The sequence below is a fragment of the Pseudomonas sp. UC 17F4 genome (genome assembly GCF_900101695.1).
Lineage (GTDB): Bacteria > Pseudomonadota > Gammaproteobacteria > Pseudomonadales > Pseudomonadaceae > Aquipseudomonas.
In genome coordinates, this window is record NZ_FNKV01000002.1 from 185665 (window position 1) to 210810 (window position 25146).

Annotated in this window: 25 protein-coding genes and 1 pseudogene; 18 read left to right on the forward strand and 8 right to left on the reverse strand. The window is 62.2% G+C overall.

Annotated features, from left to right (window positions below):
* Positions 1–165 precede the first annotated feature (165 nt).
* Together BLR26_RS26135 and trxB are read left to right on the forward strand one after the other, a co-directional pair.
* Entirely contained in the window at positions 166–765 is a 600-nt protein-coding gene (locus BLR26_RS26135; RefSeq protein WP_038993853.1) for a peroxiredoxin, read from the forward strand.
* Between the two features lie 135 nt (positions 766–900).
* On the forward strand, positions 901–1863 hold the full coding sequence (trxB, locus tag BLR26_RS26140; protein ID WP_045196073.1) for a thioredoxin-disulfide reductase: 963 nt from the start codon (positions 901–903) through the stop codon (positions 1861–1863).
* Between the two features lie 63 nt (positions 1864–1926).
* Here the strand turns inward: trxB and nadC are convergent, their stop codons facing one another.
* On the reverse strand, positions 1927–2775 hold the full coding sequence (gene nadC / locus BLR26_RS26145; RefSeq protein WP_045196075.1) for a carboxylating nicotinate-nucleotide diphosphorylase: 849 nt from the start codon (positions 2773–2775) through the stop codon (positions 1927–1929).
* Positions 2776–3028: 253 nt separating this feature from the next.
* Between nadC and BLR26_RS26150 the strand changes: the two genes are divergently transcribed.
* The 8 genes and pseudogenes from BLR26_RS26150 (at position 3029) to BLR26_RS26180 (ending at position 12095) form a co-directional block, all read left to right on the forward strand.
* Entirely contained in the window at positions 3029–5227 is a 2199-nt protein-coding gene (locus BLR26_RS26150; RefSeq protein ID WP_093387980.1) for a DUF1631 domain-containing protein, read from the forward strand.
* A 79-nt stretch (positions 5228–5306) separates the two neighbouring features.
* Positions 5307–5873, forward strand: a complete 567-nt coding sequence (gene ampD, locus BLR26_RS26155) for a 1,6-anhydro-N-acetylmuramyl-L-alanine amidase AmpD (protein WP_093387983.1) — start codon at positions 5307–5309, stop codon at positions 5871–5873.
* Positions 5870–6703, forward strand: coding sequence for a regulatory signaling modulator protein AmpE (gene ampE, locus BLR26_RS26160; RefSeq protein ID WP_045196081.1), 834 nt, complete (start codon positions 5870–5872; stop codon positions 6701–6703). Before ampD ends, ampE begins: the two co-directional genes overlap by 4 nt.
* A gap of 1122 nt (positions 6704–7825) precedes the next feature.
* Positions 7826–8032: pseudogene (locus tag BLR26_RS27855) on the forward strand (HAMP domain-containing protein); the annotation flags it as partial.
* A gap of 150 nt (positions 8033–8182) precedes the next feature.
* Entirely contained in the window at positions 8183–8887 is a 705-nt protein-coding gene (locus BLR26_RS27860; protein ID WP_371128694.1) for a methyl-accepting chemotaxis protein, read from the forward strand.
* A 171-nt stretch (positions 8888–9058) separates the two neighbouring features.
* Positions 9059–10273, forward strand: coding sequence for an enoyl-ACP reductase FabV (gene fabV / locus BLR26_RS26170; protein WP_093387989.1), 1215 nt, complete (start codon positions 9059–9061; stop codon positions 10271–10273).
* A gap of 181 nt (positions 10274–10454) precedes the next feature.
* The gene (locus tag BLR26_RS26175; RefSeq protein ID WP_045196087.1) at positions 10455–11141 is read left to right on the forward strand and encodes a GNAT family N-acetyltransferase; all 687 of its coding nucleotides are present in this window, start codon (positions 10455–10457) and stop codon (positions 11139–11141) included.
* Between the two features lie 9 nt (positions 11142–11150).
* Positions 11151–12095, forward strand: coding sequence for an alpha/beta hydrolase family protein (locus BLR26_RS26180; RefSeq protein ID WP_093387992.1), 945 nt, complete (start codon positions 11151–11153; stop codon positions 12093–12095).
* On the opposite strand, the gene BLR26_RS26185 is transcribed toward BLR26_RS26180, so the two are convergent.
* The 4 genes from BLR26_RS26185 to BLR26_RS26200 are packed head-to-tail and all read right to left on the reverse strand — an operon-like array spanning position 12079 to position 14057.
* On the reverse strand, positions 12079–12420 hold the full coding sequence (locus tag BLR26_RS26185; protein WP_045196090.1) for a HopJ type III effector protein: 342 nt from the start codon (positions 12418–12420) through the stop codon (positions 12079–12081). The genes BLR26_RS26180 and BLR26_RS26185 overlap by 17 nt on opposite strands.
* Complete coding sequence (locus tag BLR26_RS26190) at positions 12413–12709, reverse strand: DUF1244 domain-containing protein (RefSeq protein WP_045196092.1); 297 nt, start codon at positions 12707–12709, stop codon at positions 12413–12415. Before BLR26_RS26190 ends, BLR26_RS26185 begins: the two co-directional genes overlap by 8 nt.
* A gap of 24 nt (positions 12710–12733) precedes the next feature.
* Positions 12734–13432: a dihydromonapterin reductase gene (gene folM / locus BLR26_RS26195; protein ID WP_093387995.1), complete on the reverse strand. Its 699-nt coding sequence runs from the start codon at positions 13430–13432 to the stop codon at positions 12734–12736.
* Between the two features lie 55 nt (positions 13433–13487).
* Entirely contained in the window at positions 13488–14057 is a 570-nt protein-coding gene (locus BLR26_RS26200; RefSeq protein ID WP_045196096.1) for an antibiotic biosynthesis monooxygenase, read from the reverse strand.
* A 238-nt stretch (positions 14058–14295) separates the two neighbouring features.
* On the opposite strand from BLR26_RS26200, the gene BLR26_RS26205 reads away from it, so the two are divergent.
* Positions 14296–15246: a MerR family transcriptional regulator gene (locus BLR26_RS26205; protein WP_176794344.1), complete on the forward strand. Its 951-nt coding sequence runs from the start codon at positions 14296–14298 to the stop codon at positions 15244–15246.
* Here the strand turns inward: BLR26_RS26205 and BLR26_RS26210 are convergent.
* On the reverse strand, positions 15231–15848 hold the full coding sequence (locus tag BLR26_RS26210; RefSeq protein ID WP_093387998.1) for a hypothetical protein: 618 nt from the start codon (positions 15846–15848) through the stop codon (positions 15231–15233). The genes BLR26_RS26205 and BLR26_RS26210 overlap by 16 nt on opposite strands.
* Positions 15849–15916: 68 nt before the next feature.
* Positions 15917–16378 carry a PAS domain-containing protein gene (locus BLR26_RS26215; RefSeq protein WP_045196101.1) on the reverse strand — a complete coding sequence of 154 codons (462 nt, stop codon included), beginning with the start codon at positions 16376–16378 and terminating at the stop codon, positions 15917–15919.
* 142 nt (positions 16379–16520) lie between these two features.
* On the opposite strand from BLR26_RS26215, the gene BLR26_RS26220 reads away from it, so the two are divergent.
* Positions 16521–16976, forward strand: a complete 456-nt coding sequence (locus BLR26_RS26220) for a flavodoxin (protein WP_093388001.1) — start codon at positions 16521–16523, stop codon at positions 16974–16976.
* A gap of 3 nt (positions 16977–16979) precedes the next feature.
* Here BLR26_RS26220 and BLR26_RS26225 read toward each other — a convergent pair whose 3' ends face one another.
* Positions 16980–17864, reverse strand: a complete 885-nt coding sequence (locus BLR26_RS26225; protein ID WP_093388004.1) for a LysR family transcriptional regulator — start codon at positions 17862–17864, stop codon at positions 16980–16982.
* Between the two features lie 96 nt (positions 17865–17960).
* Between BLR26_RS26225 and BLR26_RS26230 the strand changes: the two genes are divergently transcribed.
* The 6 genes from BLR26_RS26230 (at position 17961) to BLR26_RS26255 (ending at position 25141) form a co-directional block, all read left to right on the forward strand.
* Positions 17961–18347 (forward strand): CidA/LrgA family protein, encoded by a 387-nt coding sequence (locus BLR26_RS26230; RefSeq protein WP_093388007.1) that lies wholly within the window; start codon positions 17961–17963, stop codon positions 18345–18347.
* Positions 18337–19023, forward strand: a complete 687-nt coding sequence (locus BLR26_RS26235) for an LrgB family protein (protein ID WP_093388009.1) — start codon at positions 18337–18339, stop codon at positions 19021–19023. The genes BLR26_RS26230 and BLR26_RS26235 overlap by 11 nt, the downstream gene beginning before the upstream one ends.
* A 186-nt stretch (positions 19024–19209) precedes the next feature.
* Positions 19210–20115 (forward strand): alpha/beta fold hydrolase, encoded by a 906-nt coding sequence (locus BLR26_RS26240; protein ID WP_093388012.1) that lies wholly within the window; start codon positions 19210–19212, stop codon positions 20113–20115.
* A 129-nt stretch (positions 20116–20244) separates the two neighbouring features.
* Positions 20245–21153 carry an SDR family oxidoreductase gene (locus BLR26_RS26245; protein WP_371128689.1) on the forward strand — a complete coding sequence of 303 codons (909 nt, stop codon included), beginning with the start codon at positions 20245–20247 and terminating at the stop codon, positions 21151–21153.
* 75 nt (positions 21154–21228) lie between these two features.
* Positions 21229–21582 carry a hypothetical protein gene (locus BLR26_RS26250; protein ID WP_045196112.1) on the forward strand — a complete coding sequence of 118 codons (354 nt, stop codon included), beginning with the start codon at positions 21229–21231 and terminating at the stop codon, positions 21580–21582.
* 502 nt (positions 21583–22084) lie between these two features.
* The gene (locus BLR26_RS26255) at positions 22085–25141 is read left to right on the forward strand and encodes a hypothetical protein (RefSeq protein ID WP_093388015.1); all 3057 of its coding nucleotides are present in this window, start codon (positions 22085–22087) and stop codon (positions 25139–25141) included.
* Positions 25142–25146 lie beyond the last annotated feature (5 nt).

Here is a 25146-nt window from a genome sequence, read left to right on the forward strand (position 1 = left end):
AGCATCTGCGGCCAGGGCTCATAGATAAACCGCGCGCGCCTTTGCTGATGAATAGAGCCGGCCTATAAGGTGGATTGTCTAAGGATATTTCCTTAATCTCTGCCACCTCGCTAAAGTGCGCACATCTTTTCAACGCCTTCGAATTCTGACTTTCAAGGAGTTTCCATGAGCATTCTGGTCAACAAGCAAGCCCCTGATTTCGACGCGGCGGCAGTGTTGGGCGACGGTTCGATCGTCGACAGCTTCAAGCTTTCTTCCCTGCGCGGCAAGTACGTCGTGCTGTTCTTCTGGCCGCTGGACTTCACCTTTGTCTGCCCGTCGGAAATCATTGCTCACAACAACCGCATGGACAAGTTCCGCGAGCTGGGTGTGGAAGTGGTCGGTGTTTCCATCGACTCGCAGTTCACCCACCACGCCTGGCGCAGCACGCCGGTGGAGAAGGGCGGTATCGGCGCGGTCGAGTTCACCATGGTCGCCGACGTCAAGCACGAGATCACCCGTGCCTACGGTATCGAGCACGATGACGGCGTGGCCCTGCGTGCCTCGTTCCTGATCGACCAGCAAGGCGTTGTCCAGCACCAGGTGGTCAACAACCTGCCGCTGGGCCGTGAAGTCGACGAGATGATCCGCCTGGTCGAAGCCCTGCAGTTCACCGAACAGCACGGCGAGGTCTGCCCGGCCGGTTGGCGCAAGGGCCAGAAAGGCATGAAGGCCGACGCCAAGGGCGTTGCCGACTACCTGGCCGAGAACGCCGCCAGCCTGTAAGGCTGTGGCTTAACGCTTTTCAGGACCTGCGACCCAAAGCCTTCCCCAAGTGCTTCGCAGGTTCTTTTTTATTCCAGCCGGCAATCCCGGCAAAACGATGCTGGCCAGCAAGTGCCAGCTCGACAGGAGTGTGACATGTCTGAAGTACGCCATTCGCGAGTGATCATCCTCGGTTCCGGCCCTGCCGGTTACAGCGCCGCCGTCTATGCCGCGCGCGCCAACCTCAAGCCGCTGCTGATCACCGGCATGCAAGCTGGCGGCCAGCTGACCACCACCACCGAAGTCGACAACTGGCCGGGCGACGCCCACGGCCTGACCGGCCCGGCGCTGATGCAACGCATGCAGGAACACGCCGAGCGTTTCGAAACCGAAGTGGTGTTCGACCACATCAACGCCGTTGACCTGGCCAGCAAGCCGTACACCCTCAAGGGCGACAGCGCCACCTACACCTGCGACGCACTGATCATCGCCACCGGCGCCAGCGCTCGCTACCTGGGCCTGCCATCGGAAGAAGCGTTCATGGGCAAAGGCGTTTCCGCCTGCGCGACCTGCGACGGTTTCTTCTACCGCAACAAGCCGGTCGCCGTGGTCGGTGGTGGCAACACTGCTGTCGAGGAAGCCCTGTACCTGGCCAACATCGCCAGCAAGGTCACCCTGGTTCACCGCCGCGAGACCTTCCGTGCCGAGAAGATCCTCATCGACAAGCTCAACGCCCGCGTGGCCGAAGGCAAGATCGAGCTGAAACTCAATGCCACCCTGGACGAAGTGCTGGGCGACGACATGGGCGTCACCGGTGCGCGCCTGAAGAACAACGACGGCAGCTTCGACGAAATCAAGGTCGACGGCGTGTTCATCGCCATCGGTCACACCCCGAACACCTCGCTGTTCGAAGGCCAATTGACCTTGAAAGACGGCTACCTGGTAGTCAACGGTGGCCGTGACGGCAACGCCACCGCGACCAACGTTGAAGGTGTGTTCGCTGCCGGTGACGTGGCTGACCACGTGTACCGCCAGGCCATCACCTCGGCCGGTGCCGGCTGCATGGCCGCGCTGGATGTCGAGCGTTACCTGGATGGGCTGCAGAACGCAGCGCTCTGACAGGTTTGATGGTGAACAAAAAAACCGGCCTGATGGCCGGTTTTTTTGTCTCTGCATTCTGCCTCAGAGGCTCAGGCGCATGGACAGGTCCACCGCCTTCACATCCTTGGTCATCGCTCCGATGGAGATGTAGTCGACACCCGTTTCAGCGATCACCCGCAAGGTGCTTTCCGTCACCCCGCCGCTGGCTTCCAGCTTGGCCTTGCCGGCATTCAGGCGCACCGCTTCGCGCATGTCGTCCAGGCTCAGTTCATCGAGCATGATGATGTCGGCGCCCGCTTCCAGCGCTTCTTTGAGCTCATCCAGGCTTTCGACCTCGATTTCTACCGGCTTGCCCGGGGCAATGCGGTGCGCGGCGCTGATCGCCTGGGCGATGCCACCGCTGGCGGCGATGTGGTTTTCCTTGATCAGGAAGGCGTCGTAGAGGCCGATGCGGTGGTTATGGCAGCCGCCGCAGGTGACCGCGTACTTTTGCGCCAGGCGCAGGCCGGGCAGGGTCTTGCGGGTGTCGAGCAGTTTGACCTGGGTGTCGGCGACCTTGTCGGCGAGGAACTGCGCGTGGCTGGCGACGCCTGAGAGCATCTGCAGGAAGTTAAGCGCCGAGCGCTCGCCACTGAGCAAGGATCGGGCCGGGCCTTCAAGGTGGAACAGTACCTGGTTGGCGCTGGCGCGCTCGCCATCAGCGACCTGCCAGTGCACCGCAACCCGTGGGTCGAGTTGGCGGAACACCGCGTCGACCCAGGCCGTGCCGGCAATCACGCAGTCATCGCGGGTAATGATGGTGGCCTTGGCCAGGCGCTCGGCCGGGATCAACTGGGCGGTGATGTCGCCACTGCCGATGTCTTCAAGCAACGCACGGCGCACGTTGGCTTCGATTTCGGCGGTCAGGTCGGCGAGGCGTAAATTCGGCATGGCGGGCTCCACAAGCTAAGTGCTGGCGATTATAGGGCAGGGCAGCCCGCGCTTGCAGCAAACACTGTAGTGGCGGCCAAAGCTTGACCTTTGGTCAGGCCAACTGAGCTTTTTGTCCGGGCACCGGTCTATCAGCAGCGGCATGTGCGCACTGGCGAGCAGGAGGTTTTTACTCGATAATGCGCCTTGTATTTGGCGTCATAGCTTTGACGACCGCTAAAAAGCTCAAAATCGAACCTGCAAGGAGACCAGGATGCACAACGACGGGAAGGTGGTGCCGATCAAGGCCATCACCGATCAGGCGCACACAGCGCCCCTCGCTCGTCTGCCGGTGGTGCTTCTGCAGGTACGTGACAAGGCCGCGCTGCAACTGCGCCAGGGCCTGCAGGCGTTGTTCGACAACGCCGACGACACCCTGTTCGAGATGGCCGACAAGGCCGCGAGCAACGTTGAACAGAACATCCTTTTCGAAGCCATGCGCGACCTGCGCCTCAAGCGCAAGAACATCGAGCGCGGTTACCTCGACCATTTCTATGAAGCGTTCGTGCAGATCGGCCAGCCCGAGGCCCTGCCGGCCCTGCACAGCCATGGCTACGACCGCCTGGCGCTGGTGGCCAATGACGAGCTGGAACGTACCGTGGCCCTGGATGCCATGGTCGCGCGGGTGCTGGCCCGCGACGGTATCGCCCTCAACCAGTTGACCTTGCGCTTCAGCGCCCTGGTCGGCCAGGCCCTGGACGATCCGCGCAACCCGCTGGGCCCGGCGATGCTGTGCGATTATTTTTTGCGCGCCGGGCGCAGCCTGGGCGTGGGCATCAAGGTCAAGCTGATCATCCTCAAATTGTTTGAGCGCTATGTGCTGCACGATGCCGACCAGTTGTACGGCGAGGCCAACCAGTTGCTGATTGCCACCGGCGTGTTGCCCGAACTCAAGGCCGTGCCGCGACGCCGCGCCCAGGACCGCCCGCCGGCTGAGCGCGAGGCTGCGGCCAGCACAACCGACCAGCAATCGCCCAGTGATCCGCTGGATGCCAACGGCCAGGCGGTATTTGCCTCGTTGCAGGCGCTGCTGTCGCCGGTGCGCGGGCGAGTTGCCCCGCGCCTGGAGGCCTGTGAGCAGGTCCAGGCGATCAGCACCCGTGACCTGTTGCGCCTGCTTTCGCACCTGCAGCATTACGTGCCGCCGACAGCGCAGACCGATGACTTCGACCTGCACCAGCAGCTTGAACAGTTGCTGACCCGGGTCAGCGTAAAGAGCGGCACCTACCGCAAGATCGAGGTGGTCGACGAAGATGTCATCAACCTGATCGCCATGCTCTTCGAGTTCATCCTCGCCGATCGCAACCTGCCGCGTTCACTGCGCGCCCTGATCGGCCGCATGCAAATCCCGATGCTCAAGGTCGCGGTCCTCGACAAGAGTTTTTTCAGCCGCAGCAGCCATCCGGCCCGGCGCCTGCTCAACGAAATCGCCACGGCGGCCATGGGCTGGGGCGCCAGCGATGATTGCCAGCGCGACAGCCTGTACCTGCGGGTAGAAAAAATCGTCCAGCGCCTGCTCAACGACTTTGTCGACGACCCAGCGATATTTTCCGAACTGCTCGCCGAATTTCTCGCCTTCAGCAGTGATGAGCGACGTCGCAATGAGCTGCTCGAACAACGCACCCGCGACGCTGAAGAAGGCCGCGCACGTACCGCCCTGGCCCGTCAGCGGGTGCAGCAGGAGCTCAACCGACGCCTGCTTGGCCGCTCGCTGCCGCGGGTGGTGGTGCGCTTGCTTGAAGAGGCCTGGAGCCAGGTGCTGTTGCTGGCCTGCCTCAAGCATGGCGACACCTCCAGCCAGTGGCTCGAAGCCCTGGAGACCATGGATGAGCTGATCTGGAGCGTGCAACCGCACACTGAAGACGTAGCGCGCCTGCGCCTGCTGGAGCTGGTGCCGGGCCTGCTCAAGGCCTTGCGCGATGGCCTGGCCAGCGCCGCGTTCGATCCGTTTGCCACCAGCGAATTCTTTGCCCAGCTTGAAATTCTCCATGTGCAGATGTTCGATACGCCGGTGGTCGGTGGGCGGGTGGTGCCCAACGACGTCAGCGAGCGGGTGCTGGTGCTTGATGAAATCGTCCTGCGCGCGCCTGAGGCCGGCGAGCCGCAAGCAGCCCAGGTACGCCTGGCCGATGACGACCCGGCATTGCTGCAGGTCGAGCGCCTGCGCATCGGTGCCTGGGTCGAGCTGCTCGATGAAGACGAGGTGCAGCGCTGCAAGCTGATTGCCCAGATCGACAGCACCGACCGTTTCATCTTCGTCAACCGTACCGGCCTCAAGGTCCGCGAATGGTCGCGCATGGCCCTGGCCGTGGCCTTGCGCCGCGGGCATGTGCGCCAGCTGGACGACACCCTGCTGTTCGACCGGGCCCTGGACTCTGTGCTCAGCCAGTTACGCCAGGCGCAGGCACGCTAGTTTCCTGCGCGTTTTAACGATGCATCCCGCGTCACCACGGGGCATACTGAGCCAGTGCCCCCGTGTCTCAGGATTTTCTATGCAACTGGACCGCGCTACTGGCTGGTTCGCCGGCGTTTGCCACTGTCCCTCGCCCAACTGCAATGCCCGCGCCGAGGGCGAAGTCATCTCCCTGCTGGTTATCCACAACATCAGCTTGCCGCCAGCGCAGTTCGGTACCGGCAAGGTCCAGGAATTTTTCCAGAACCGCCTGGATGCCAGCGAACACCCGTATTTCGAAGGTATCCAGCACCTGCGCGTGTCGGCGCACTTTCTCATCGAACGTGACGGCAAGGTCACTCAGTTTGTCTCTTGTCTGGACCGCGCCTGGCATGCCGGAGTGTCCTGTTTCGACGGGCGTGAGGCATGCAACGACTTTTCCATCGGTATCGAGCTTGAAGGCACTGATGAATTGCCTTTCACCGATGCCCAGTATCAGGCGCTACAAACATTGACCCGGCAGATCCAGGCTGCCTGGCCAGCCATTGGCACTGAACGGATTCAGGGCCACAGCGACATTGCCCCGGGACGCAAGACCGACCCTGGTGATGCATTTGACTGGCCGCGCTACCGCGCCGGCCTCAAGGACAAGGAGGAACACCCATGAGTTTTCTGGTGCTGTTGCTGGTGCTGTGGTTCGAGAAGTTCTCGGCCCTGCGCCAGCGCCTGCAACGCGACGGTTTTTTCGTCACCGAGCTTGCGCGCCTGGAGCGTGACGGCAGACGCCACCCCTGGTGGGTGTTGGGCATCCTGGTGTTGCTGCCGGTGGGCCTGCTGGCCTTGCTGCTGCACGTGCTGGAGCCGGTGGCCTACGGTTTGCTGGCCTTGCCGGTGCACCTGCTGGTGCTGATCTACAGCCTCGGTCGTGGCGACATCAAGGCCGCGCAAGGACCGTTTCGCGATGCCTGGCGCCGTGGTGACGAGCAAGCGGCAGTGCATGTCGCCGAGCGCGACCTGGGCCTGACCGCCGACGATGCCCAGGCACTGCTGGAGCGGGTGCAGGGCAACCTGTTGTGGCAGGCCTACCAGAGCTTTTTCGCGGTGATTTTCTGGTACTTCCTGCTCGGCCCGGCGGCTGCCCTGGCCTATCGGCTATTGGCGCTGACCGCCGAACATGGGCGCACCCCTGCGTTGCGCGAGCATGCCTTGCAACTGCGCCACGCCTTTGACTGGGCGCCGGTGCGCGTGCTGGGCGTGAGTTTTGCCCTGGTTGGCAACTTCGTCGCGGTCAGCCGGGTGATGCTGCATGAACTGCTCAACTGGCACATCAGTGCCGCCGGCTTGATCAGCACAGTTGGCCGTGTAGCCGGTGATTTGCCGGCCAGCACGTCGGCAGGCCCCGATGGTCTGCTCGGGCTGGATAACCTCTGGGAGTTGCTGCTGCGCTCGGCAGTGCTCTGGTACGCCTGTTTCGCCCTGTGGACCGTGCTTGGCTAAGAGTCGTGACGGAGCGGCCGTTGGTCGCTCCGCAGCCGGTTAACCTTAAGTTACAAACCCCCGATCCGATATGCGCTATACAGGTGCTGCTGAATACACTCAGTGGCCTTGTGCCACTGTGCGCAGAACAATAAGAATCGGAGGGCGCCACCTGTGAACAGCCTGTTGTATCCGGCCATCGCGTTGATGAACCGACTGAGCTTCGGGATGAAGTTCAGCCTGATCAGTATTCTGTTTTTCCTGCCCATGCTGGTGACCAACTATTACCTGGTCCGCGATTCCTATGCGCAGTTCCACGCCACCCGCACCGAGCTGCAGAGCCTGGAGTTGCTGGCCAGCAGCCTGGCCCTGCGCGGCGAGGTGGAAGCCCTCGGCAACCTGGTGCAGATCAATGCCGTGCTCGGCCAATCGGGCAAGGCCGCGGATCTCGAGACGCAGATAGCCGGCGTCGAGCAACAGGTGCAGCGGCGCCTGTCCGCCTTGGCGGCAATGAGCGGCGATGAAGCACAGGTCAAGGCTTTTGATGACAAGCGCAGCGAGATGCTCGAGACCCTCAAGGCGGCCCAGGGCGAGTCTTCGCTGTCCAGCAAGGTGGCGTTTTTCGACAAGCTGCTGGGCCAGGCCCAGGTGCTCAGCAAAGTGGTTGCCAGCCAGTCCGGGCTCAGCCAGGACAGTGACTCGGCGATTCGCCAGCTCAGTGAACTGATGACCACGGTCACTGCGCAGGTGACCCAGACCCTCGGCGAGGGACGGGCGATCGGCTCGTATTCGCTGGGCCAGGGCTTTGTCAATTCGGCGTCCAGCGCACGCTTCGATGACCTGCTGCAGAAACTGGAAAAACTCGGCGCCGACTACGCCATCCGCCTGGATGAAGCGCTGGCTACCGAGCCCGGCGCGCAAGCGCGGCTGGGCAGCCTGGCCAGCAGCAGCCAGGCGTCGCTCAAGCAGGCCAGTGAACTGATCGAGGAGCAGGTCGTGGTCGCCGACACCCTCGACGCGCCCTGGCCGGGGTTCTACAAGCAGTTCAGCGGTTTGATCGAGCAGACCTACACGCTCAACAGCGCCGTCGGCGAGTTCCTCGGCCACCAGCTCGAGCAACGCCTGGCGGAACACCGCTCGCACATGATCCTGCAGGTCTGCGCGCTGGCCGCGGTGTTCCTGCTGATTGTCTACCTCTACAGCGGCTTCTACGCCTCGACCCGCAACACCCTCAAAAGCCTCGGCGCGGTGATGGACAAGGTCGCTGCCGGTGACATGACGGTGAACTTCCAGGCCAGCAGCCGCGATGAACTGGGCGAGTTGGGCCAGGTATTCAACGGCACCGTGCGGCGCATTCATGACCTGATCGAACAGGTCGGCCACACCGTCGCCGAGGTCGAGCGCCAGGCCGAGCAGGTGCACGCGGTGTCGGCGCGCAGCAACCAGGCGGTCAGCGGCCAGCGTGGGCAGATCGAACAGGTGGCCACGGCCATGAACCAGATGTCGGCCACCGCCCAGGAGGTAGCGCGCAGCGCCGCGGCGGCAGTCAGCAGCGCCCACGGCGTCAACCGCGAAACTGTCAGCGGCCGCGGCCTGGTGCAAACTCAGCAGGGCAATATCGCCCGCCTGGCCGGCGAAATCGACCAGTCGGTGGCGGTGATCAACCAGCTGGCCAGCGACAGCAAGGCTATCAGCCGGGTGCTGGAGGTGATCAAGAGCATCGCCGAGCAGACCAACCTGCTGGCCCTCAACGCTGCTATCGAAGCGGCCCGGGCGGGTGAGCAGGGTCGTGGCTTTGCCGTGGTCGCCGATGAAGTGCGGACCCTGGCCAAGCGCACCCAGCACTCCACCGAGGAGATCGAGCAGATGATCTCGCGCCTGCAAGGCGGGGTAGGGGCTGCCGTCAAGGCCATGGACAGCAGCCATCAGATGGCCTCGGGCACCGTCGGCGAGTCGCAACAGGTGCAGCAGGCGCTGGAGAACATCCTTGGCGCCATCGGCAGTATCGTCGACCAGAACCAGCAGATCGCCGCCGCAGTGGAGCAGCAGACGGCGGTGGCCCATGACATCGACCAGAACATCGTCGAGATCAACCGGGCGGCGGAAAACACCACCCAGGGCGCGCACCAGACCGAGGACGCCAGCCGCCAGCTGTCGACCCAGGTGCTGGAACTCAAGCGTCTGATCGGTGCGTTCCGGGTCTGAGATCAGCGGTTGCTGAAGTTTTCCGCGCTGTGACAAAGTAGCGCCCTGCAGGATTCCAGGGAGCCGGATGTGTCGGCAACGCTGCGGGTGTAGTCTCACCCTCACAGCAAACGGAACCTCGAGTCCACGCGATTCGGCTCCCTCAGCAAATTCACTGACGAGGTACAGACATTGGCCATCATCCATCCCAAAGTCCGCGGTTTTATCTGCACCACTACGCACCCGACCGGTTGCGAGCTGAACGTACGTGATCAGATCGAAGCCACCCGCAAGCTGGGCGTGCGCGAGGATGGTCCGAAAAAAGTACTGGTGATCGGTGCATCCAGCGGCTACGGCCTGGCAGCGCGCATCACCGCAGCGTTCGGTTTCAAGGCCGACACCCTGGGCGTGTTCTTCGAAAAACCGGGCACTGAAACCAAGGCCGGCACCGCGGGCTGGTACAACGCTGCCGCCTTCGACAAGTTCGCCAAGGCCGAAGGCCTGTACAGCAAGTCGATCAATGGCGATGCCTTCTCTGACGAAGCGCGGGCCAAGGTCATCGAGCTGATCAAGAACGAAATGGGCGGCCAGGTCGACCTGGTGATCTACTCGCTGGCCTCGCCAGTGCGCAAACTGCCTGCCTCGGCCGGTGAGCGCGCCGGCGAGCTGGTTCGCTCGGCGCTCAAGCCAATCGGCCAGCCGTACAAGTCGACCGCCATCGACACCAACAAGGACACCATCATTGAGGCGTCCATCGAGCCGGCTACCGAACAGGAAATTGCCGACACCGTCACCGTCATGGGCGGCCAGGACTGGGAGCTGTGGATCGACGCCCTGAACGCCACCGGTGTTCTGGCGCCGCAAGCGCGCACCGTGGCCTTCAGCTACATCGGCACCGAGATCACCTGGCCGATCTACTGGCACGGTGCCCTGGGCAAGGCCAAGCAGGACCTGGACGAAACTGCCCTGCGCCTGAGCAAAAAGGTCGGTGGCAGCGCCAACGTGGCGGTGCTCAAGTCGGTGGTTACCCAGGCCAGCTCGGCCATTCCGGTAATGCCGCTGTACCTGTCGATGGTCTTCAAGATCATGCAGGAAAAGGGCGTTCACGAAGGGACCCAGGATCAACTGGATCGCATGTTCCGTGACCGTATGTACCGTGCGGACGGTGCTGCGCCGCAGCTGGACGAGAAAGGCCGCCTGCGCCTGGACGACTGGGAACTGCGTGACGACGTACAGGATGCCTGCAAGGCCCTGTGGCCGCAGGTGACCACCGAGAACCTGTTCGAAATGACCGACTACGCCGGTTACAAGAAGCAGTTCCTCAACCTGTTCGGTTTCGAGCGTCAGGATGTTGACTATGACGCCGATGTGGCGACCGACGTACGGTTCGACTGCGTCGAGCTGTAATTAGGCGTTGCTAACTCTTTGTTGTCGCACCTGTTTTTCCTCGGGTGCGGCAACAGTTTCAAACTCGAAACACAATTTGAAACAAGTATGTCAGTGGCCTTTTGCTACCCCCTCCTCGGCACTGATCTATACCACTCATTCAAATGCCCTTTAAACCGTCAAGGTTTCGACAGGAGGCACCATGAGTGGACTGCAAAAACTAAAAGAGCGGATCAGGCAAAAGGGTCTGCAAAAGGTCCTCAAAACCCTGTGTGAGCGCTACATCTTCTTCCATTGGGAGTTGCTGTGGATGGAGCGCGACCTGATCAGCCCGGTACCGCCGCACAATCTGCGTGAGCATCCTGCGGTGCGCCTGGTGCAAATCACCACGGACAACGCCGATGCCTTCGCCCGCTATTTTGGCGACCGCGTGCAGACCATGCGCGAACTGGCCGCCGAAGGTCACACCGGGCACATGTACCTGGACGAGCAGGGCGACGCCGTGGCGTTTATTTTTGCCAGCATGCGCGACTATCACGACCGTCATTACTACGGCTGCACCTTCCCGGTGAAGCCCGGCGAGTTCTTTGAGTTCGGCGGCGAGATGACCCGTGCCTTCTTTGGCACCCGGCTGTCGGTGGATGCCCAGGTCAATTTGTGGGAAGCCATGCGGGAAAAGGGCTGCCACAAGGTGGTGGACGTCTGCGAAACCCACAACATTCCGGCGCTCAAGCTGCATCTGCGCATGGGCTATCACGAGCAGGGGCGGGTGATGCACGTGTATGGCCTGTTCGGACGCTGGCGCCTGTTCCGTGAAACCCGCTACGATGGCTCGCGACTGAGCGGTTTGCGCAAGGTCCCTGCACCGCGGGTAGCGGCTTCGGCATGACAGAGGTCGATGAGCAGTCTCGAAGCATTCCCGGCTTTGCCCGTTGCCAGCAACTGCGGCGAGGCCTTTCGTGAGATCACCGCCGATGGCTATGCCCTCGGCGGTTTCTGTTGGCGCCAGCAGGTGCCGGACGCCACGCGCCCGCTGGTGATCATCAATGCCGCCACGTCGGTGCGCTGCAGCTACTATGCCCGTTTTGCCCAGTACCTGTTCGGCCATGGCCTGGATGTCATCACCTATGACTATCGTGGCATCGGTGAGTCGCGTCCGGCGTCCATGCGCCATTTCCAGGCGTCCTGGAGCGACTGGGGCGTGCTGGATTTCGAAGCCATCCTGCAACGTGCCCAGCGCGAGTTCCGCGGCCAGCCCATCGATGTGGTCGGCCACAGTTTTGGCGGTTGCGCGGCGGGGCTGGCGCCTTCGGCGGGGCAATTGCGCCGGCTGGTCACAGTGGGCGCGCAGTTTGCCTACTGGCGCGACTATGCCGCCGACAGCCGCTGGCAACTGTTCGGCAAATGGCACGTGCTGATGCCGTTGCTGACCCGCGTGTTCGGTTACTTTCCCGGCAAGCGCCTGGGCTGGCTGGAAGACACCCCGGCCGGGGTGGTTCGCGACTGGAGTACGCGCACGGCGGCGTATGAGCAGCGCCCCAGTGGCCGGGCGCTGGGTGAATTGCCCTTCGCCCGGGTCAGGGCGCAAACCCTGGCCATCAGCCTGAGTGACGACCCGTTTGGCACGGTGGCGGCGATCGAGCGCTTACTGGCGTACTTCGAGGACAGTGAGCGCAGCCATCTGCGCATCGCCCCGGGGGATATCGATGAAAGCCGGATCGGTCATTTCGCCTTTTTCCACAGCCGCTTCCAGGACCGGCTGTGGCCAATTGCCCTGCACTGGTTGCAGCACGGGCAACTGGCCGAAGGCACGCCAGGGCGCTTGATCAGCCCAGGCGCTTGAGCGGCTGGGCGGCGAACTTGACGCCCGCCAGGCCATGCTCGATCAACGCGCGAATGTTGCTGTGGTCGCTGCCTTGCGGGGTGGCCAGCACCGAGCGGTAGTGCTCGCCGAACGCCAGCAGGGCTTCGTCATCGCTCAGGCCCTCAAGCAGGGCCAGGCCCAGGGTCTTGCACGAACCTTCGTTTTGCCCGGCTGCGTTGTCGACGCCGCCGTTGTTGAAGGCTTGTGGCTGGTAGCTGTAGTTGGCGGCGATGAAGGCCAGGGTGTCGGCGAAGGCATGTTCGCCGGATTTCAGGCTGGCGCGCAGGGTACTCAGGTCAGTCATTGGGTTTTCCTTTGGCGAACGCCGCTTGTTGTTCGGCGCTGGCTTCTTGCTGGTAAAGGGATTTCCATTCGGCGTAAGGCATGCCGTAGACCACTTCGCGGGCCTCATCCATGCTCAGCTCGATCTGCTTTTCGTCGGCGGCGGCCTTGTACCATTTGGACAGGCAGTTGCGGCAGAAGCCGGCGAGGTTCATCAGGTCGATGTTCTGCACGTCCTTGCGGCTGTCCAGATGGGCAACCAGGCGGCGGAAGGCGGCGGCTTCAAGTTCGAGTTTCTGTTGATCGTTCATGGACGTTCTCGTGACAGCGGTAGTTCAGTCTACCGCGATGCGGTTTTTCAGGTGGCGGCCACCGTTGATGACCAGGTTGCTGCCGGTGCTGTACTGGCTGTCGAGCAGAAAACGCACGGCATCGATCAGCGGCTGGGCGCCGGGCTCGAATTCCAGCAGGGCCTTTCTCAGGGTCTGCTGGCGGTAGGCCTCGTCGCTGTTTTCCTTGAGGATCAGCAAGCCCGGGAGGATCGCGTTGACGCGAATGCTCGGCGCGTACTTGGCAGCGAACGACAGCACCATGTTCTGCAGCGCGGCCTTGGTGGCGGCATAGCCGATATGGCTGCCGCTGCCGCGCGAGGAGGTCTCGTCGCAGATATGGATGATGTCGGCTTTGTCGACTTTGGCCAGTTGCGCGCCGAGGGCCAGGTTCAGGTGGTAGGGCGCCTCGACGTGCAGCTTGAACATGGTGTTGAGGTTGGCCAGGTCATCGTCGAGCCACAACGAGGCGTTGTGCACGATCGCCCGCAAGCCGTCGTAATTGCTTTGCAGGTGCTCGATCAGGGCCAGGCGGTCGGCTTCCTGGCACAGGTCGGCCTGGAACTGGATGATGTTCGGGTGCGCGGCCTCGGGGCTTTTGCTGCGGCTGGCGCTGACCACGGTATGGCCGGCCTGCGCCAGGTTCAGGGCCAGCGCCAGCCCGACTCGCTGGCTGGCTCCGGTGACAAGAATTGGGCTGTTCATGGTGGGGGCGGTCAACTTTTACTGGTTCGCTTGGATAACCCCCAGCATACCCGAACTAAGCGGGATTGCGCGCGCCCTGCGGCCCCGGGCGGGCGGGGCTGGCGTTCAGCCAGTTGGCCAGCAGGCGGGTCGACAATGGAATAAAGAAATACACCATCAACGGCGTCAGCCCCAGGGTACTGAGAAGGATGCGCGGCACCAGCTCCAGCGCGCCCAGCCAGTGGCCGAAGATCAGGTTGAACAGCAGTGACACCGGAAAGAACGCCAGCCAGATCGCCACCGCCTGCTTCCAGCGCGGCGGGCGCTGCACCGGGTTATTGCCGAACCAGCCTTCCAGGCCGCTGACCCGCTGTTCCGATGGCTCGGCGAACAGGCCATTGCCACGGGCCAGCCAGGCCTTGCGCGAGGCCGAATGCTCCCAGGCATGCATGGTCTGCTCGTTGGCAAAGCGGAAGATAATCTGGAATTCGTCGCCTTGCGGCGGCGGCGCGAGCACGCCCGAGCCCAGGTAGCCGGGAAAGTCGGTGGCCAGCTGTTCGCCTTCGTGCAGCCAGGCCATCAGGTCCTGGTAGCGACCATCGGCGACGCGGCGGGTAACCATCAGGGTTACGGGTGGGGTAGACATGGTATATCTCCTGGCAACTGGGCGTGGCGGGTAGGCCTGCCCCTTGAACGCCGCCCGGGGTGCTGGGCGGTATTCGCTTCTGTGCAAGAATCGATGCAAGAATCGGGCGCGGATTATTCCTTAAATAAGCTGACTCGTCAGTGCTGGTACTCGCCCACCTGTTAGAAATGCCAATGGTGGTGCTGGTGATTGGCGGAGTAGAATGACAATTGGCCCATAAACCCGCGGTTTCCCGGCAATGATCGAACCAGACCAGCCTTCATTGAATTCCCGTGAGTTTGACCACGAAGAACTGTTCCCGATCCGCGAAGTATCCCGCCTGACCGGTATCAATCCGGTCACCCTGCGTGCCTGGGAGCGCCGTTATGGGCTGATTCAGCCCACGCGCACCGAAAGTGGGCACCGTTTGTACTCGCAAGCGGACATCGACGAGGTACGTAGCATCCTCGGCTGGATCGAGCGCGGGGTTGCCGTCAGCAAGGTCGGGCGCATTTTGGCCAAAAGCCAGAATCTGAAGAGCGAAAGCCAGTCACCGCGTAGCGACGAATCCCAGGCCGATTTCAACCAATGGCAAACCCAGCTGCGCCAGGCCGTGAGGGCATTCGACGAGCGCCGCCTGGAGCGGGTGTACGGCCAGGTGTTCAGCAGTTATCCACAGCTGGTGGTGTTCCAGGACATCCTTATGCCGGTCTGGCAGGAGCTGCGCAGTACCCACGAAGCTTTCGGCCAGGCCAGTGAATGGCTGTTTCTCGACAGCTTCCTGCGCGGGCGGGTGTTGCAACGTTTGCAGCTGGCGCGTGAGCAGCAGGAAGTGCGCGTGCTGCTGGCGGCGATCCCCGGCCAGTGCCGGGAACTTGAGTTGCTAGTGGCGGCGCTGTTGCTCGGCACCAGCGAAATCGCCATCAGCGTGCTCGGCCTCGGTCAGCCGCTGGAAGAGCTTGGCCTGGTCTGCGAGCGCATGACCCCGCATGCTCTGGTGCTGTTTTCCAATCATCCGCCGGCCAGTGATTTACCCAAGCGCCTGGCGCGCCTGGCGCTGGCACTGGAGTGTCCGTTGTTGCTGGCGGGAGAGGCGGCGGACCTGGCTCAGGACAGCCTGATCGGCTCGCAAGTCGCGTGTTTGGGCAGCGAAGGACGCTTGATGCGCCGGCGGCTGCAGCAGTACCTGGCCGGTCACCTGGATTCTTGAGGGTGCAGCTCCGGATGGGCGCGGCGGTGTGCCTGGAGAATGTATTCGCGTAGCCGCTCGATTTCAGCCGGCAAGCTCTGGCCCAGGTTATAGGCGGCCAGGCGTTCGCCGGTGCGCCGCTGCAGGGTGCCGTGCAAGGCAATCGGGGCATCGCCGTCGGGGCTGAACCAGAGGTCGAAGTGTTTTGGTGGTTCGGGCAGCTCGCGCACTTCCAGCAACACACCCTTGAACGAGATTTCCCGCACCCACAAGCCGGTACTCAGGCCCAGCTCGTCTTCCAGTGCCACCGGTTGCTCCAGGGTCAGGCGCCAGGGGCGAACCACGGCGCCTTCTTCATAGATGTTCGGTGCACCCAGTTGCAGGTGCAGGGCATGGAACTCGTCTTCAACCAACTGCAGCGGAAAGGTCATCTGCTGGTTATTGAACTGGGCCTGCAGGGTTACCTGCTCGTCGGCGATCAGTCGGGTCAGCAGGTTTTTGATTGCGCTGCCGCCATTGACCATCAGGCGCGACGCCGGTTCAGCCGGGATGGGCTGGGCCGCGTGCTGCATGGAGCGGATGAAGTCCAGCTCATCCTGGGTCAGAAGGGCATCTGCTTGCATGGTCGAACTCGAAGTGACAATCGTGAATGCGTTTCTTCACCGTCATGGACAACCAAACGGCGTGTTTGTTAAGACCGTTGGTCGGCTTCCAGCGCCGCGATGCGCGCGCGGGCGTCGGCCAGTTGGCGCTCAAGCTCGACTACCCGCTGTTCGGCTTCGACCTGGCGGCTGACATCCTTCTGGATGCCGATGAAATACTTGCGCTTGTCAGCCTCATTGAGCACCGGGGTAATGGACAGTTCATTCCAGAACGCGCTGCCGTCCTTGCGGTAGTTGCGCAGGATTTCCCGGCTTGGCAGGCCATCCTTGATCGCCTGGCGGATCAATACCCGGGCGCCCTGGTCGCGATCGTCGTTCTGCAGGAAGCGGCAGTCGCGATAGAGGATGTCGTTGGCGTCATAGCCGGTCAGGCGCTCGAAGGCCGGGTTGACGTAGATCAGGATGGTGTCGTCGTCGCCTTCCTGTTCGGCCACCACGATCCCGTCGTTAGAGGCGTCAATCATGCGCTGCAGCAGTGTGGCATTGATCATCTTGTTAGGTCCGCAAGGGCTGTAGATCGGGCATGCTGGCTGATTCTAGTGGATTGGCCGTCGCTGTACAGCGGCAGATTAAGGCCTTTTGCCAGTGCCTGATGCTAGTATCCTACGTTTTTACTCAGTTTCGGAAACCTCTATGAAAGTCGTGATCCTTTCCGGTTCGGTCTATGGCACCGCCGAAGAAGTCGCTCGGCATGCCGAGAAGTTGCTCAAACAAGCGGGTTTCGAGGCCTGGCACGCCCACCGGGCTACCCTGCAGGACATCCAGGGCTTTGCCCCGCAGGCATTTTTGGCCGTGACCTCGACCACCGGCATGGGCGAGCTGCCGGACAACCTCATGCCGCTGTTCAGTACCATTCGCGATGCGCTGCCGGCCGAGTGGCGCGGCTTCAAGGGCGCGGTGATCGGCCTGGGCGATTCCAGCTATGGCGATACCTTCTGCGGTGGCGGCGAGCAACTGCGCGAGCTGTTCGCCGAGATGGGCCTGGTAGAGGTTCAGCCGATGCTGCGCCTGGATGCCAGCGAAACCGTTACCCCGGAAACCGACGCCGAGCCGTGGCTTGCCGAGCTGGCCAACAAGCTGCGCGGCTGATCATTACGACTGTGGCTGCTCGCGCAGCAGCTGCAGCCAGGCCTGGGCGGCGCGCGACAGGTAGGCGCCCTGGCGCCAGATGAAGGCGATGTCCCAGCGCAGGTCGGTCGGCGCGCTCAGTGCCAGGCGCACTACCCCCGGTCGTTCCAGGCCGCGGGCCACCACACTGGGCAACAGCACCACCCCCTGGCCGGCCGCCACCAGCGCGGCGAGAAAGTCGGCCTGGCCGCTACGGCCACCCTCCCTGGGGGTGAAGCCCAACTGCTGGCAAGCGCCGAGCAATCGGTCATTGAGCACGAAGCTGCGCTGATAAAGCAGGAACGGCGTGTCGGCCAGTTGCGCCAGGCTGACCTGGCCGGCAGCGGCTAAAGGGTGCTCGGTGGGCAGCAGCGCATCGAGGGGCTCGTTGCAAAATGGCTGGAAGGCAAAGGCCGGGTCGCTGGGGGTGAGGCTGCCGCCCAGTTCCAGTTCCCCGCTCAGTACGGCCTGCTCGACGCTGCGACTGCCGCCTTCGAACAGTTGAATGCTGATGTTCGGGTAGCGCCGCCGGTATTCGGCGAACAACCGTGCGAACAGCGCATCACTGCCCAGCAGTGGCAAGCCCAGGCGCAGTTCGCCGCGGGCCAGCTGGCTCAGGTCATCGAGCTCGCTGAGCAGTTCCTGGCGCAGGCGCAGCATGGCCTCGCCGCGTTCAAGCACGATCTTGCCGGCAGCGGTCAGGTGCAACTGCGAGCCCTGGCGCTCCAGCAGCGGCACGCCCAGGTCCTGCTCCAGTTGCGCAACCTGCTTGCTCACCGCCGACTGGCTGATGTGCAGGGTTTGCCCGGCCTGGGTAAAGCCGCCACGGTGCACCACTTCAAGAAAACTGCGTAGCTGTTTGAATTCCATAGCCTGAATTCCAATCTGGAATAGCTAGCAGTCTAACAATTCGCTTTTGGCGTGGGGAGCAGGCTTTTAAAATACAGGCCTGAGAGGACCCCCGCGATGAAACCCCCTGCGTTAAACCGATTTGTCCGCCTGCTCGCCGAGCTTGCGGTGTTGCTTGCTCTTTATAAGGTCGGTGGCCTGCTAGCCGCCTGGTTGGCCTGGCCGATTCCCGGCGGGGTCATGGGCCTTGCGCTGTTGCTGCTGCTGTTTGCTTTGGGTGTGCTCAAGCCGGCCATGTTGCAGCTCGGTGCCGGGTTGTTGATGGCCGAGATGCTGCTGTTCTTTATTCCGGCGCTGATGAGCCTGCTCGATTACGGCAGCCTGCTGCGCGATGAGGGCTGGCGGATTCTGCTGGTGATCGGCGTGAGTACCCTGTTGGTGATGGTGGTGACGGCGGTGACGGTGGAGTGGATCTGCCGCTGGAGGTTGCGCCATGACGCTTGAGCCGATGCCGCTGTTCTGGCTGGCCCTGACCCTGCTGGCCTATCTTGGCAGCCGTTGGTTGTACCGGCGCACCGGGCGTTACCTGCTGTCACCGTTGATCCTGGTGCCGGCCGTGCTGCTGGCGATCGCCGTGCCGCTGCACACCGCCTATGCCGAGTACGCGCGCAACACTCACTGGCTGATGTCGGTGCTGGGCCCGGTCACGGTGGCCTTTGCCGTACCGATCTGGCAACAGCGCGCCTTGCTCGCCCGCCACTGGCCGGCCCTGACCCTCGGCATGCTGGTCGGCAGTGCGGCCTCGATTGGCAGTTCCTGGGGCCTGGCGCAGCTGTTGGCACTGGACAGCTCGGTGAGCCTGTCGCTGGTGCCGCGCTCGATCACCACGCCCTTTGCCATGCCGCTGGCCAAAGACCTGGGCGGCGTGCCGGAGCTGACCGCGGTGTTCGTGATGTTCACCGGAGTGCTCGGGGCGATGTTTGGTGGCGTGCTGCTCAAGTACCTGCCGCTGCGCACGCCGTTGGCCCGTGGCGCGCTGTTCGGCGTCGGCGCCCATGGAGCGGGCGTCAGCCGCGCACATGAAGTGGGCGGTGAAGAGGGTTCGGTGGCCGGCCTGGTGATGGTTCTCACCGGCCTGCTCAATCTGTTTGCCGCGCCGTTGCTGACCTTGCTGCTGTGATTCACCTCGCTATTTTGCGCCCTGACTCCCAAGGTCAATAAGCTGGCTGCCAACGCAACTCTCGGCCAGGGCCTGCCTGACTAGACTGACGATCAATAGAGCACACGTATGTGCCGAGGTGATTGCAATGATCGCAGCCGATGCCTTGCCCAACACGACTACCTGTAACTTACCGGGACCACTGTGATGCCTTTGGCCGAGATTCCATTGTGCGTCTGGCGGACCCGGGGCCTGAATTTCTCGTTCCGTGGCCAGACCATTCGTTACTGGAGCGCAGGGCAGGGCGAACCGCTACTGCTCATTCATGGCTTTCCCACCGCCAGTTGGGACTGGCACTACCTGTGGGCGCCGTTGGCCCAGCGTTTCCGGGTGATTGCCTGTGACATGCTCGGCTTTGGCGATTCGGCCAAACCGCTGCATCATGACTACAGCCTGCTGGAACAGGCCGACCTGCAACAGGCGCTGCTGGCGCACCTGCAGGTCGAGCAGCCGGTGCATGTGCTCGGCCATGACTATGGCGGCAGCGTCGCTCAGGAGTTGCTCGCCCGCCACCATGAGGGCCGGGTGCAGATCGCCAGTTGCGTGTTCCTCAATGGCGGTCTGTTCCCCGAGCGTCATCGGCCGCTGATGATCCAGAAACTGCTGCTCAGCCGCCTGGGCTGGCTGGTCGGGCGCTCGTTCGGGCGTGATGACCTGGTGCGCCACGTTACCCAGATCTACGGCCCCTGCACCCATCCCAGCGAGAGTGCGCTGGACGATTACTGGAGCCTGATTGCTTCCAACCGTGGCACGCGCATCCTGCACAAGCTCATTGCCTACCTGCCCGAGCGGGTCGCCCACCGCGAGCGCTGGGTTGGCGCGATGCAGGCCGAAGGGGTGCCGCTGCGGCTGATCAACGGCGCGGTCGATCCGGTGTCCGGAGCGCATATGCTCGAGCGTTATCAGGAGCTGGTGCCCAATGCCGATACGGTGATGCTCCAGGGCATCGGTCATTACCCCCATACCGAAGCACCGGTACAGGTGCTGCGCCATTACCTGGCGTTTCGTGAACAACCCTTGGTGAGTGTGCCGCAGAAAGTCGCCTGGTCCTGAGCGACCCGGCGTGCGCAATCATCGCCTGGCCTTATCGCCTGCCATTCAGCGCCTGCCCGCTTGATTGTGTGCCAGCCGCGGCTGGTCGACACTCGGGCATCCCTCCCTTGTTCTGCTGGAGAACTGAGCATGACGATTCGCTTGGACGATAAAGTGGTGATTGTCACCGGCGCTGGCGGTGGCCTGGGTCGCGCCCATGCCCTGCTGTTTGCCCGCCATGGCGCGCGAGTGGTGGTCAACGATCTGGGCGGCTCGACCCACGGCGAAGGCGCCAGCGCCTCGGCTGCCGACCGGGTGGTGGCGCAGATTTGTGAAGCGGGCGGCATGGCCGTGGCCAACCATGACTCGGTCACCGATGGCCAGCGCATTGTCGAACAGGCCCTGGACAGCTTCGGCCGCGTCGATATCGTCATCAACAATGCCGGTATCCTGCGCGACAAGACCTTCCACAAAATGGACGACAGCGATTGGGAGCAGGTCTACCAGGTACACCTCGAAGGGGCCTACAAAGTCACCCGCGCCGCCTGGCCGCACTTGCGCGAGCAGAACTGGGGGCGGGTGATCTTCACCGCCTCGACCTCGGGCATCTATGGCAACTTCGGCCAGGCCAACTATGGCGCGGCCAAGCTCGGCCTGTATGGCCTGACCCGCACCCTGGCCATCGAAGGGCGCAAGCATGGCGTCCTGGTCAACGCCATCGCCCCCACGGGTGGCACGCGCATGACCGAAGGGCTGATTCCGCCACAGGTGTTCGAACAACTCAAGCCCGAGCTGGTCAGCCCGCTGGTGGTGTACCTGGGCAGTGACGCCTGCCAGGACAGCGGCGGCTTGTATGAAGTTGGCGGCGGCTGGGTCGGCAAGGTGCGCTGGGAGCGTAGCCTGGGTGTTGGCTTCGACCCGCGCGAGGGCTTTTCGCCTGAAGACATCGCTGCCAACTGGCAGCAGATCGGCAGCTTTGACAACGCCGTACATCCCAAGGACAGCCTCGAAGCCCTGCAACAGATGATGGCCAACCTGCAGAAGTATCCACAGGGCTGAACCTTGCCCAAGGTTGTGGTCGCCGGCTGAAGTTGCCTATGCTGGACGGCCACCTTGGTTGCAGGAGCACAGAGGATGTACGAATCCAGAACGGACGCTGTCATCTCTACCCGACAGTTCGGCTATCGCCTGATGTGGCACGGGATCGCGGCCTGCCTGTTGCTGATCGGCTCGATCCTGTTTGGCGTGGTTGGCCATCTGTACTTCGAGCCGCAAGTGCCCTGGCACGATGCCGTGTTCAACGCCACCTTGCTGCTGGGCGGGGTAGGGCCGGTGATCCTTCCCGAGTCTATTGGCGGCAAGCTGTTTTTTGCAGGTTACGGCCTGTATGTCGGCCTGGTGTTCGTCGCCAGCATCGGCCTGATCCTGGCGCCCATCGCTCACCGATTGTTGCACCGATTCCACTTTGATGACGCCGACGACGACTGAGTTGCAGGCATAAAAAAGGCCGCTGCAGTGCAGCGGCCAAGTAAGACGCAGATCAAGGAGCTTCAAAATCAACGTCGGTGAACCTGGAGAAGACGCCATCAGGCGGGGTGTGCACGCCGGTTGATGGAATGGGCTGACGCTTTGATTTGGCGTCTGCACCGTCTTGGTGTAACCAGAATAGGCGCCTGTCAGAATCGGAAAAATAGGTATTTCTGACATTCACTGTTACAACTCAGGTAACAGTCAGCCCCAAGACAGTAACCCGCTGTTTCACGAAAGTCAGTAAGCGAGTGTAAGCAACTGTGCACACTGTCCTCTTATTCTTATATGGAAATGGGCTGTTGCTTTAGTTAGCTGTAGGGCAATTCATTGGGTTTGAAAAAACGGGAGCCTGGGCACTTTCCAGAGATAGCAACCGGGACGGGTTTCGCTGAAATTTCCCTGAAGGTGGGCAAGTCAATTAGTCGCGTTATGACTATCAACCACCAACGGACATCAGCATATGGAATCGACCCGTTCGCTTGACACACCCGCGTTGAGCTACGACGACAGTACTCTGGAGACACTGCTGCTGGAAATGACCAGCAGCACTTTTGAAATCCAGCGCCAGCTTGAGTCGGTGGCAACGCTGCAGGATGCGGCGCTGATCAGTTTCTGGGAGAGGGCACGCAAGCCGGGTACTAAGCCGCTGAGCCTGTTTGTGCACCTGTCGAAATTGTTTTTTTTCGATCTGCGCTACTTTGCTTTGCGCCATCCCTGGCAGCAGCCGGAAATGGCAGCGCTGGAGGGGCAGATTTTCGATCCCGATGAGCACGTTCGCATTCTGACCCTCGATATTCAGGGACAGACGGCGATGTTGCCGTTGGCGTTTGTCATCAGCGAGTCGTTCGCCCCGTCATCCACCAGCAAACTCTGGTTTTACAGCCTGCAGGAGGGGTTGCAAGAGCAGGGGGATGCGCGGCGATTCATCGACAGAATGATGCTGCGCCTGTGCGCACCGGCTGCCAAGGATCCCTTGGTGCAGCCGTTGCCGCACGGAATAAAACAGCTACTTGCGCAAGGCCACACGCCGCTATTGAGCCTGGTATCGCTGAGCGATAGTCCGTTTCGACAACAGGTAGACGATGTCCGCCAAGCCCTGCGCGGGGTTCCTGCCCACGCTCTGCTGCAACAACGTCTCGCAACCCGGCTCAGGCAGCACCGCCACGCTCAATTGCCTGAATGGTTACGTGTTCTTGAGGGTGAACAACGTACCGCCTTCGAGTTGCGCGAAGGCGCTGTTGCTTTGTGCCAGCAACGGGTCGATGAACACCTGCAAGGTAGGGCCAGCGTTGAGGACTATGCCGCTGCGCAGATCGCCGCTTACCTGTTGCAGGCCTTGGGTGTCGAGACAGATGCCGGGCTACTGCGCGTTCGAGTCAGGCATGCACTGGACGTCGAGGGTGAAACGATACAGGGTGAGCGCGAGATGACGCTGGTGCAGTGGGTGTTGTCCGGTGGTTACCCCGGCAGTGAGTTTCAGGCCCACGTCATCGATGACACGTTGGCGGCGCGGCTGACACCGGATGTCATTCAACGAATGATTGATGAACTTGAGGTGCGCCAGAGTTATCCGCAAGCGCTGCAGTCTTCCTACCTTGAAGGCTCTGGCCCTCAACTGATGAGCGACGTGGTCAATGCACGGTTGGCCTTGAGCGCCCTGGCCGCGCGCTACCAAGGGTTCGACCGGGAGGCTTGCGACGCTCTGGAAGCTGCTCGCAACCATACCGGCGCCCTGGCTGCGCTTGGGATCGACGCGGGTGCGGTGATCCTTGAGCCCTTGCAGTTGGCGTTCAAGGATATGCTCTACCTGAGTTTTGGCTCGCAGGACGATCATCGTTTCCTGCTCTATGCCCCTGGCGCGCCGGAAGCGGATCTGCGGGTGTTCAGCAATGTGGGGCAGCTCAGCCTGGAAATTGCCCGGTGGGCCCTGACCGACCAGGGGCAAACCTATCTGCTTGGCCAAGTGCCAGTCAACGCCAGGATGAGCTTCAGTCGGTTTCTCAAGCAGACGCAAAAATTGCCGGGCACCTGGTCCCGACAAACAGTGGCACTGGAGCGCTGGCCCGATGCGAGCTGGCCGAGGGTGTTGTCGCAAGTTGCTTTCAGGAAGGTCTCGGCGTTACTTGACCAACAGCAATTGGCCACGCCTCAGTGGTTCATCGATGCATCCCGAGTTCAACGCCAGCAACTGAGCCATGTTGATGCTCAACTGGGTGCGATCCAGGACGCCTACCAACAGCTCAACACCATCGAGCCCTTTGCCAAATACGCCCATCGCCAGGTGCAGGACTGGATCAAGAAGCTTCTACCTGCGTCTGATATAGACCCTGATACCGTACTGGTGGAGCTTGAGGACGGTGGCATAAAGACGCTCACCCGCACGGTCATTGAAGGTTACGACAGCAGTTTCAACTTCGCCGACTTTGCCAGAATCACCTCCACCATCGGCCAGGACCTGTCGCGACTCGATCGTCCCTCTGTCGATGGCTACATTCGATCTGCCAGGCTGGGTGAGCGCTACATCCAGATGATTCGCCGGCGCCTGCTCGACCCCGTTGAGCCACAGTACAAGCGCCGTCGCCTGCTTCACCGCGAGCTGCTGCGTTTGCAGGTCCGCCGCGCCTGGCTGAGTGAAAGCATGGCGGGGCGCCTGACGTCCGAGCAGAGCGGGTGGCTGGGCATTGCTGTCGACAAGCTGGTTGATCTGGAGCCCGCGGTCGTTGGCGGTGAGCGGACCTCTGGCAAGAACGGTCTGTTCCAGCTGGCCCTGAGGGGCCGAAGGGTCGAGGGTGTGTACCTGTTCAGGAACGTATCGCAAAGCGTTGTCGAAGATCTTGTCTACACCCCCGATGCGCCGGATGACCTGATCTTCCGTACGCCGCAAGCGTTGGCGCTTCAATGGGAAGCGCTGCAGGACTATTTCTACCTGCGCGTGAGCATCGATGATCAGCCGGCCATCGGCAGCCTGATCGACAGTGTTGAACGAGCAGCTGATGGTCAGGCAATGGTCTTCGAGGCGATCAGCGACTATAAGCGCGTGACCGATCTTGCCTATGAATTCGACGTGATGGTCGAGCGGATCATTGCCGATGTGGACGCCGACACCACCAGTGTGGCCGAACGAATCTGGGGCATCCTCTTCGAGGTCGCCATCGGCGTTGCGGCGATTCTTTCGATTCCCTTTCCACCGGCCACCCTGGCGCTGAACGTGGTGCTGACCCTGCGCTCGTTCGTGCAAGGTGCGCTGGCCTACGAGGATGGCGATCGGGCTTCAGCCTTGAAGTGGTTTGTTGTCACGGCTGTGGGGGTCGTGTCGATTTCCGGCGTGGCAGGGCGCTTCGCCAGAGCGTTATCGAAGCTGTCCAAGGGTCCCGGCTCGCCGACCACCGAGCTGCTGAAAAAGCTGGTCGCCGACTTTGGCAAGGCGGGTTCGGAAACAGTCTCCAGCGTCGGTGAGGCGTTGGACGATGAACTCACCTTGTTCCTCAAGTACCTGGAGCGAACGGTTCCTGCCTGACGAGA

What these genes read in the sequence shown, in the direction of transcription:
- BLR26_RS27860 (WP_371128694.1), top strand. Translation starts at nt 8,183, where the DNA reads ATGTCGGCCACCGCCCAGGAGGTAGCGCGCAGCGCCGCGGCGGCAGTC.
- BLR26_RS26210 (WP_093387998.1), bottom strand. Translation starts at nt 15,848, where the DNA reads ATGCAAGCAGATGCCCTTCTGACCCAGGATGAGCTGGACTTCATCCGC.
- nadC (WP_045196075.1), bottom strand. Translation starts at nt 2,775, where the DNA reads ATGCCGAATTTACGCCTCGCCGACCTGACCGCCGAAATCGAAGCCAAC.
- ampD (WP_093387983.1), top strand. Translation starts at nt 5,307, where the DNA reads ATGCAACTGGACCGCGCTACTGGCTGGTTCGCCGGCGTTTGCCACTGT.
- BLR26_RS26250 (WP_045196112.1), top strand. Translation starts at nt 21,229, where the DNA reads ATGTACGAATCCAGAACGGACGCTGTCATCTCTACCCGACAGTTCGGC.
- BLR26_RS26180 (WP_093387992.1), top strand. Translation starts at nt 11,151, where the DNA reads ATGAGCAGTCTCGAAGCATTCCCGGCTTTGCCCGTTGCCAGCAACTGC.
- BLR26_RS26255 (WP_093388015.1), top strand. Translation starts at nt 22,085, where the DNA reads ATGGAATCGACCCGTTCGCTTGACACACCCGCGTTGAGCTACGACGAC.
- BLR26_RS26240 (WP_093388012.1), top strand. Translation starts at nt 19,210, where the DNA reads ATGCCTTTGGCCGAGATTCCATTGTGCGTCTGGCGGACCCGGGGCCTG.
- BLR26_RS26185 (WP_045196090.1), bottom strand. Translation starts at nt 12,420, where the DNA reads ATGACTGACCTGAGTACCCTGCGCGCCAGCCTGAAATCCGGCGAACAT.
- BLR26_RS26235 (WP_093388009.1), top strand. Translation starts at nt 18,337, where the DNA reads ATGACGCTTGAGCCGATGCCGCTGTTCTGGCTGGCCCTGACCCTGCTG.
- BLR26_RS26150 (WP_093387980.1), top strand. Translation starts at nt 3,029, where the DNA reads ATGCACAACGACGGGAAGGTGGTGCCGATCAAGGCCATCACCGATCAG.
- BLR26_RS26190 (WP_045196092.1), bottom strand. Translation starts at nt 12,709, where the DNA reads ATGAACGATCAACAGAAACTCGAACTTGAAGCCGCCGCCTTCCGCCGC.
- BLR26_RS26205 (WP_176794344.1), top strand. Translation starts at nt 14,296, where the DNA reads ATGATCGAACCAGACCAGCCTTCATTGAATTCCCGTGAGTTTGACCAC.
- BLR26_RS26220 (WP_093388001.1), top strand. Translation starts at nt 16,521, where the DNA reads ATGAAAGTCGTGATCCTTTCCGGTTCGGTCTATGGCACCGCCGAAGAA.
- ampE (WP_045196081.1), top strand. Translation starts at nt 5,870, where the DNA reads ATGAGTTTTCTGGTGCTGTTGCTGGTGCTGTGGTTCGAGAAGTTCTCG.
- BLR26_RS26245 (WP_371128689.1), top strand. Translation starts at nt 20,245, where the DNA reads ATGACGATTCGCTTGGACGATAAAGTGGTGATTGTCACCGGCGCTGGC.
- trxB (WP_045196073.1), top strand. Translation starts at nt 901, where the DNA reads ATGTCTGAAGTACGCCATTCGCGAGTGATCATCCTCGGTTCCGGCCCT.
- BLR26_RS26215 (WP_045196101.1), bottom strand. Translation starts at nt 16,378, where the DNA reads ATGATCAATGCCACACTGCTGCAGCGCATGATTGACGCCTCTAACGAC.
- BLR26_RS26135 (WP_038993853.1), top strand. Translation starts at nt 166, where the DNA reads ATGAGCATTCTGGTCAACAAGCAAGCCCCTGATTTCGACGCGGCGGCA.
- folM (WP_093387995.1), bottom strand. Translation starts at nt 13,432, where the DNA reads ATGAACAGCCCAATTCTTGTCACCGGAGCCAGCCAGCGAGTCGGGCTG.
- BLR26_RS26200 (WP_045196096.1), bottom strand. Translation starts at nt 14,057, where the DNA reads ATGTCTACCCCACCCGTAACCCTGATGGTTACCCGCCGCGTCGCCGAT.
- BLR26_RS26230 (WP_093388007.1), top strand. Translation starts at nt 17,961, where the DNA reads ATGAAACCCCCTGCGTTAAACCGATTTGTCCGCCTGCTCGCCGAGCTT.
- BLR26_RS26175 (WP_045196087.1), top strand. Translation starts at nt 10,455, where the DNA reads ATGAGTGGACTGCAAAAACTAAAAGAGCGGATCAGGCAAAAGGGTCTG.
- BLR26_RS26225 (WP_093388004.1), bottom strand. Translation starts at nt 17,864, where the DNA reads ATGGAATTCAAACAGCTACGCAGTTTTCTTGAAGTGGTGCACCGTGGC.